The organism is Streptomyces sp. NPDC045701 (genome assembly GCF_056432045.1).
Window position 1 is genome coordinate 21,135 of sequence record NZ_JBWKJV010000005.1, and the last position, 6,337, is coordinate 27,471.

Sequence of the window (6,337 nt, forward strand, 5' to 3'; positions counted from 1 at the left end):
CGCCGGCCGACAGGGCCACCGCCCGCCGGCGCCGGCCGCGACGCCGTACGCCGGCCGCCGCCCGGTGCTCCGCTTCGTGTTCCCCCCGGTGTTCCGCCTGGTGTCCGGTACGCACAGCCACACCTCCACCCCGAAGTCCCCGAGCCACGGACGTGCCGTTCCGTTCCAGTCTGCCGTGATTTCGGTGACTCTACGACTCGGGAGCGCTGCGCCGCGTATTCGAGGTGTGACGGACGAAGGCCGCGCACCGCTCCCCCGGAGCGGTGCGCGGCCTTCGGGCGCGGATGGGCTCAGGCCCCCATGATGTGCACGCCGCCGTCGACGTGGACGATCTCGCCGGTGGTCTTGGGGAAGAAGTCCGACAGCAGCGCGACGATGCCGCGGCCGGCCGGCTCCGGGTCGCCCATGTCCCACTCGAGCGGGGAACGCTCGTCCCACACCTTCGCCAGATCGGTGAAGCCCGGGATGGACTTGGCGGCCATCGAGCCGAGCGGGCCCGCGGAGATCAGGTTGCAGCGCACGTTCTGCTTGCCGAGGTCGCGCGCCAGGTAGCGGCTGGTGGCCTCCAGCGCGGCCTTGGCCGGGCCCATCCAGTCGTACTGCGGCCACGCGAACTGCGCGTCGAAGGTCAGGCCGACGACCGAGCCGCCATTGCCCATCAGCGGCAGGCAGGCCATCGTCAGGGACTTCAGCGAGAACGCCGAGACGTGCATCGCGGTCGCCACCGACTCGAACGGCGTGTTGAGGAAGTTGCCGCCGAGCGCGTCCTGCGGGGCGAAGCCGATGGAGTGGACGACGCCGTCGAGGCCGCCGAGCTCCTCGCGGACCAGGCCCTCGAGGCGGGCCAGGTGCTCGTCGTTGGTGACGTCGAGCTCGATGACCTTGGCCGGCTTGGGGAGCTTCCTGGCGATGCGCTCGGTCAGCGTGGGCCGAGGGAAAGCGGTCAGGATGATTTCGGCGCCCTGCTCCTGGGCCACCTTGGCGGCGTGGAAGGCGATGGAGGACTCCATCAGCACCCCCGTGATGAGGATGCGCTTGCCGTCGAGGATTCCGCTCATGTGATCAGTGACCCATGCCCAATCCGCCGTCAACCGGGATGACGGCTCCAGTGATGTACGAGGCGTCGTCGGACGCGAGGAACCGCACCGCGGCGGCGATCTCGCCGGGCTGCGCGTAGCGGCCGAGCGGCACCTGGGCGACGATGCCCGCCCGCTGCTCCTCGGTCAGCACCTTGGTCATGTCGGTGTCGACGAAACCGGGCGCGACGACATTGAACGTGATGTTGCGCGAACCGAGCTCGCGGGCGAGGGATCGGGCGAAGCCGACCAGCCCGGCCTTGGAGGCGGCGTAGTTGGCCTGACCCGCCGAGCCCAGCAGGCCGACCACGGAGGAGATCAGGACGACCCGCCCCTTCTTGGCGCGCAGCATGCCGCGGTTGGCGCGCTTGACGACGCGGAAGGTGCCGGTGAGATTGGTGTCGAGGACGGACGTGAAGTCCTCCTCGGACATCCGCATCAGCAACTGGTCCTTGGTGACACCGGCGTTGGCCACCAGCACCTCCACCGGACCGTGCTTCTCCTCGATCTCCTTGTAGGCCTGCTCCACCTGCTCGGCGTCGGTGATGTCGCACCGGACGGCGAGGAAGCCCTCCTCGGCGAGCTCTGCCGGGTCGCCGGAGCGGTACGTGATCGCGACCTTGTCGCCGGCATCGGCGAAAGCGCGGGCGATGGCGAGGCCGATGCCCCGGTTACCTCCGGTGACGAGAACCGAGCGGCTCAACGGATCACCCTTTCCGTAGCGGTGTGGTACCTCGGAAACCTATCGGTCCGGCCCCCGCTACGGAGAATCGACCCCTGACAGTGGCGTACGGGTGTCACTGTCGGGTCCCTACAGAAAGGGGCCGCGGAAAGCACTGGGCACGGGACGGTGCGCCGCGACATGATCGGGGCGACCCGTCTCACACGACAGGAGACATTCGTGCCTCATTCCATCGACGAAGCCTTCACGGCACTGCCGCTGCGGGCGCTCGCCGACGCGGCGCTCGCGCGGGCCAGGGCCCTCGGCGCCGACCACGCCGACTTCCGTTTCGAGCGCGTGCGCAGCGCCTCGTGGCGGCTGCGGGACGCCAAGCCCGCCGGGTCGTCGGACACCACCGACCTCGGATACGCGGTCCGGGTGGTGCACGGCGGGGCCTGGGGGTTCGCTTCCGGGGTGGACCTCACCATGGACGCGGCCGCCAAGGTGGCCTCCCAGGCCGTGGCCATGGCGAAGCTGTCGGCGCGCGTGATCGCCGCGGCGGGGGCGGAGGTGGGGAGGGTGGAGCTGGCGGACGAGCCGGTGCACGCGGACCGGACCTGGGTGTCCTCGTACGAGATCGATCCCTTCACCGTGCCGGACGCCGAGAAGAGCGGGCTGCTGGCGGAGTGGAGCGCGCGGCTGCTGCGCGCGGACGGTGTGGCGCACGTGGACGCCTCCCTGCTGACCGTCCACGAGAACAAGTTCTACGCGGACACCGCCGGGACGGTCACCACGCAGCAGCGCGTGCGGCTGCATCCGCAGCTCACGGCGGTCGCGGTGGACGGGACGACCGGTGAGTTCGACTCGATGCGGACGATCGCGCCGCCGGCCGGGCGCGGCTGGGAGTACCTGACGGGCACCGGCTGGGACTGGGACTCCGAGCTGGAGCGGATTCCCGAGCTGCTGGCCGAGAAGATGCGGGCGCCCAGCGTGGAGGCGGGGACCTACGACCTGGTCGTCGACCCGTCGAACCTGTGGCTGACGATCCACGAGTCGATCGGGCACGCCACGGAGCTGGACCGGGCGCTCGGTTACGAGGCGGCGTACGCGGGGACGTCGTTCGCCACCTTCGACCAGCTGGGGAAGCTGGTCTACGGCTCGCCGATCATGAACGTGACCGGTGACCGGACCGCCGAGCACGGGCTGGCCACGATCGGGTACGACGACGAGGGCGTCGAGGCGCAGAGCTGGGACCTGGTGAAGGACGGCACCCTGGTCGGCTACCAGCTGGACCGGCGGATCGCGAGGCTGACGGGCCTGGGCCGGTCCAACGGCTGCGCGTACGCGGACTCGCCGGCGCACGTGCCGGTGCAGCGCATGGCGAACGTGTCCCTCCAGCCGGATCCGGGCGGGCTGTCCACGGAGGACCTGATCGGCGGTGTGGAGCGCGGCATCTACGTCGTCGGTGACCGGTCCTGGTCGATCGACATGCAGCGGTACAACTTCCAGTTCACCGGGCAGCGGTTCTTCCGCATCGAGAACGGGCGGCTGACCGGTCAGCTCCGCGACGTCGCGTACCAGGCGACGACGACGGACTTCTGGGGCTCCATGGAGAAGGTCGGCGGCCCGCAGACCTACGTCCTGGGCGGCGCCTTCAACTGCGGCAAGGCCCAGCCGGGTCAGGTCGCGGCGGTCTCGCACGGCTGCCCCTCGGCCCTGTTCCGGGGCGTCAACATCCTTAACACCGCGCAGGAGGGTGGCCGATGAGCCCCGTGGCGAAGCCGTACGAGATCGTCGAGCGGGCGCTGGAGCTGTCCCGCGCCGACGGCTGTGTCGTGATCGCGGACGAGCACTCGTCCGCCAACCTGCGCTGGGCGGGCAACGCCCTGACGACCAACGGCGTGACGCGCGGCCGGACCCTCACCGTCATCGCCACCGTCGACGGGGCGGAGGGCACCGCGTCCGGCGTGGTGTCCCGGTCGGCGGTCACCGCCGCGGAGCTGGAGCCGCTGGTACGGGCGGCCGAGGCCGCCGCGCGCGGTGCCGGCCCGGCGGAGGACGCCCAGCCGCTGGTGACCGGCGGGGAGGCGTCGCCCGACTTCACGGACGCGCCCGCCGAGACGTCGTCGGCCGTGTTCGCGGACTTCGCGCCCGCGCTGGGCGAGGCGTTCGCCCGGGCCCGCGCGGGCGGCCGGGAGCTGTACGGGTTCGCGAACCACGAGCTGACCTCGACGTACCTGGGCACGTCGACGGGGCTGCGGCTGCGCCACGACCAGCCGTCGGGGACGCTGGAGCTGAACGCCAAGTCGCCGGACCGGACGCGCTCGGCGTGGACGGGGCACTCGACGCGGGACTTCAAGGACGTCGACCCGACCGCGCTGGACGCGGAGCTGGCGCAGCGCCTGGGCTGGGCCGGGCGCCGCGTCGAGCTGCCCGCCGGGCGGTACGAGACGCTGCTGCCGCCCACCGCCGTGGCGGACCTGCTGATCTACCAGCTGTGGTCGTCGGCCGCCCGGGACGCCGCCGAGGGCCGCACCGTCTTCTCCAAGCCTGGCGGCGGCACCCGGATCGGTGAGACGCTCACGCCGCTGCCGCTGACGCTGCGCAGCGACCCGAACGAGCCGGGGCTGGAGTCGGCGCCGTTCGTGATCGCGCACGCGTCGGGCGACGACTCGTCGGTCTTCGACAACGGGCTGCCGCTCTCGCCGACCGAGTGGGTGCGGGACGGCCGGCTGGAGCACCTGGTGACCACGCGGCACAGTGCCGGGCTGACCGGGCTGCCGGTCACGCCGGGGGTCGGGAACCTGGTCCTGGACGGCGGTGGCGAGCGGTCGCTGGAGGAGATGGTCGCCGCCACCGAGCGCGGGCTGCTGCTGACCTGCCTGTGGTACATCCGCGAGGTCGACCCGGCGACGCTGCTGCTGACCGGGCTGACCAGGGACGGTGTGTACCTGGTGGAGAACGGCGAGGTGGTGGGCGAGGTGAACAACTTCCGGTTCAACGAGTCACCGGTGGACCTGCTGTCGCGGGCCACGGAGGCCGGCCGGACGGAGCGGACGCTGCCGCGCGAGTGGAGCGACTGGTTCACCCGGGCCGCGATGCCGCCGGTGCGGGTGCCGGACTTCAACATGAGTTCGGTCAGCCAGGGCGTGTGACCCCCATAGACTGGCGGGCACATCGTTACCTCGTTCAAGGAGACACGGCACCGTGACGGACATCGTCGACGAGCTGAAGTGGCGCGGGCTGTTCGCCCAGTCCACCGACGAAGACGCTCTGCGCAAGGCTCTCGCGGACGGTCCGGTCACGTTCTATTGCGGCTTCGACCCCACCGCCGCCAGTCTGCACGTCGGGCACCTGGTTCAGGTGCTCACCGTGCGCCGGCTCCAGCAGGCCGGGCACCGGCCGCTGGCGCTGGTGGGCGGCGCGACCGGGCAGATCGGCGATCCGCGGCCGACCGCGGAGCGCACCCTGAACGACCCGGCGACCGTCGCGCAGTGGGTGTCGCGGCTGCGCTCGCAGATCGAGCCGTTCCTGTCCTTCGAGGGCGAGAACGCCGCGATCATGGTCAACAACCTGGACTGGACCGCGGGCCTGACCGCGATCGAGTTCCTGCGGGACATCGGCAAGCACTTCCGGGTCAACAAGATGCTCACGAAGGACTCGGTCGCCCGGCGGCTGGAGTCACAGGAAGGCATCAGTTACACCGAGTTCAGCTACCAGCTGCTCCAGGGCATGGACTTCCTGGAGCTGTACCGGCGCTACGGCTGTGTGCTCCAGCAGGGCGGCAGCGACCAGTGGGGCAACCTCACGGCGGGCCTGGACCTGATCCACCGGCTGGAGCCGGACGCCCGGGTGCACGCGCTGGCCACGCCGTTGATGACCAAGTCCGACGGCACCAAGTTCGGCAAGACCGAGGGCGGGGCCGTCTGGCTGGACCCGGAGATGACCACGCCGTACGCGTTCTACCAGTTCTGGCTGAACGTGGACGACCGGGACATCTCCACCTACATGCGCATCCTCAGCTTCAAGAGTCGTGCGGAGCTGGAGGAGCTGGAGAGGGTCACGGAGGAGCGTCCGCAGGCCCGAACGGCCCAGCGCGCGCTCGCGGAGGAGCTGACGACGCTGGTGCACGGCGCCGGACAGTGCGCGGCGGTGATCGCGGCCTCGAAGGCGCTGTTCGGGCAGGGCGAGCTGGCGGAGCTGGACGAGGCGACGCTGGCCGCGGCGCTCGCGGAGCTGCCGCACGCCCGGGTGGCCGAGCCCGGCGCGGTGACCGACCTCTTCGCGGAGGTGGGCCTGGCGCCGAGCAAGTCGGCGGCCCGCCGCACGATCAAGGAGGGCGGCGCGTACGTGAACAACGTCAAGGTGACCGCCGAGGACGCCGTGGTCACCGCCGACGAGCTGCTGCACGGGCGCTGGCTGGTGCTGCGGCGCGGCAAGAAGAACCTGGCGGCGATCGAGGTCGCCGCGGGCTGACGCGCCCCGCGTCAGCCTCACGGGGTGGGGGGGGGAAGGGGGGCTGCCCCCCCGGGCGAGAAACGAAGAGGTAAGTGAGGGAGCAGCATCTCGCTCTGCATTACCAAACCGAAAAAAGGGCATA

5 protein-coding genes are annotated in these 6,337 nt (G+C 71.1%); 3 read left to right on the forward strand and 2 right to left on the reverse strand.

Going from position 1 to position 6,337, the window contains the following annotated elements:
• Positions 1 to 290: 290 nt before the first annotated feature.
• On the reverse strand, positions 291 to 1,058 hold the full coding sequence (fabI, locus tag AC07DW_RS07890) for an enoyl-ACP reductase FabI (protein WP_478856753.1): 768 nt from the start codon (positions 1,056 to 1,058) through the stop codon (positions 291 to 293).
• A 4-nt stretch (positions 1,059 to 1,062) separates the two neighbouring features.
• Complete coding sequence (gene fabG, locus AC07DW_RS07895; protein WP_478856754.1) at positions 1,063 to 1,779, reverse strand: 3-oxoacyl-[acyl-carrier-protein] reductase; 717 nt, start codon at positions 1,777 to 1,779, stop codon at positions 1,063 to 1,065.
• A 159-nt stretch (positions 1,780 to 1,938) separates the two neighbouring features.
• Here fabG and AC07DW_RS07900 point away from each other — a divergent pair, with 159 nt between their 5' ends.
• Genes AC07DW_RS07900 through tyrS form a run of 3 tightly spaced genes read left to right on the forward strand, consistent with a single transcriptional unit; the run spans position 1,939 to position 6,213 of the window.
• On the forward strand, positions 1,939 to 3,504 hold the full coding sequence (locus tag AC07DW_RS07900; protein ID WP_478856755.1) for a TldD/PmbA family protein: 1,566 nt from the start codon (positions 1,939 to 1,941) through the stop codon (positions 3,502 to 3,504).
• Entirely contained in the window at positions 3,501 to 4,892 is a 1,392-nt protein-coding gene (locus AC07DW_RS07905; protein WP_478856756.1) for a metallopeptidase TldD-related protein, read from the forward strand. Before AC07DW_RS07900 ends, AC07DW_RS07905 begins: the two co-directional genes overlap by 4 nt.
• 52 nt (positions 4,893 to 4,944) lie before the next feature.
• A complete protein-coding gene (gene tyrS, locus AC07DW_RS07910) occupies positions 4,945 to 6,213 on the forward strand; it encodes a tyrosine--tRNA ligase (RefSeq protein ID WP_478856757.1) in 1,269 nt (422 codons plus the stop codon).
• The last annotated feature ends 124 nt before the right edge of the window (positions 6,214 to 6,337 follow it).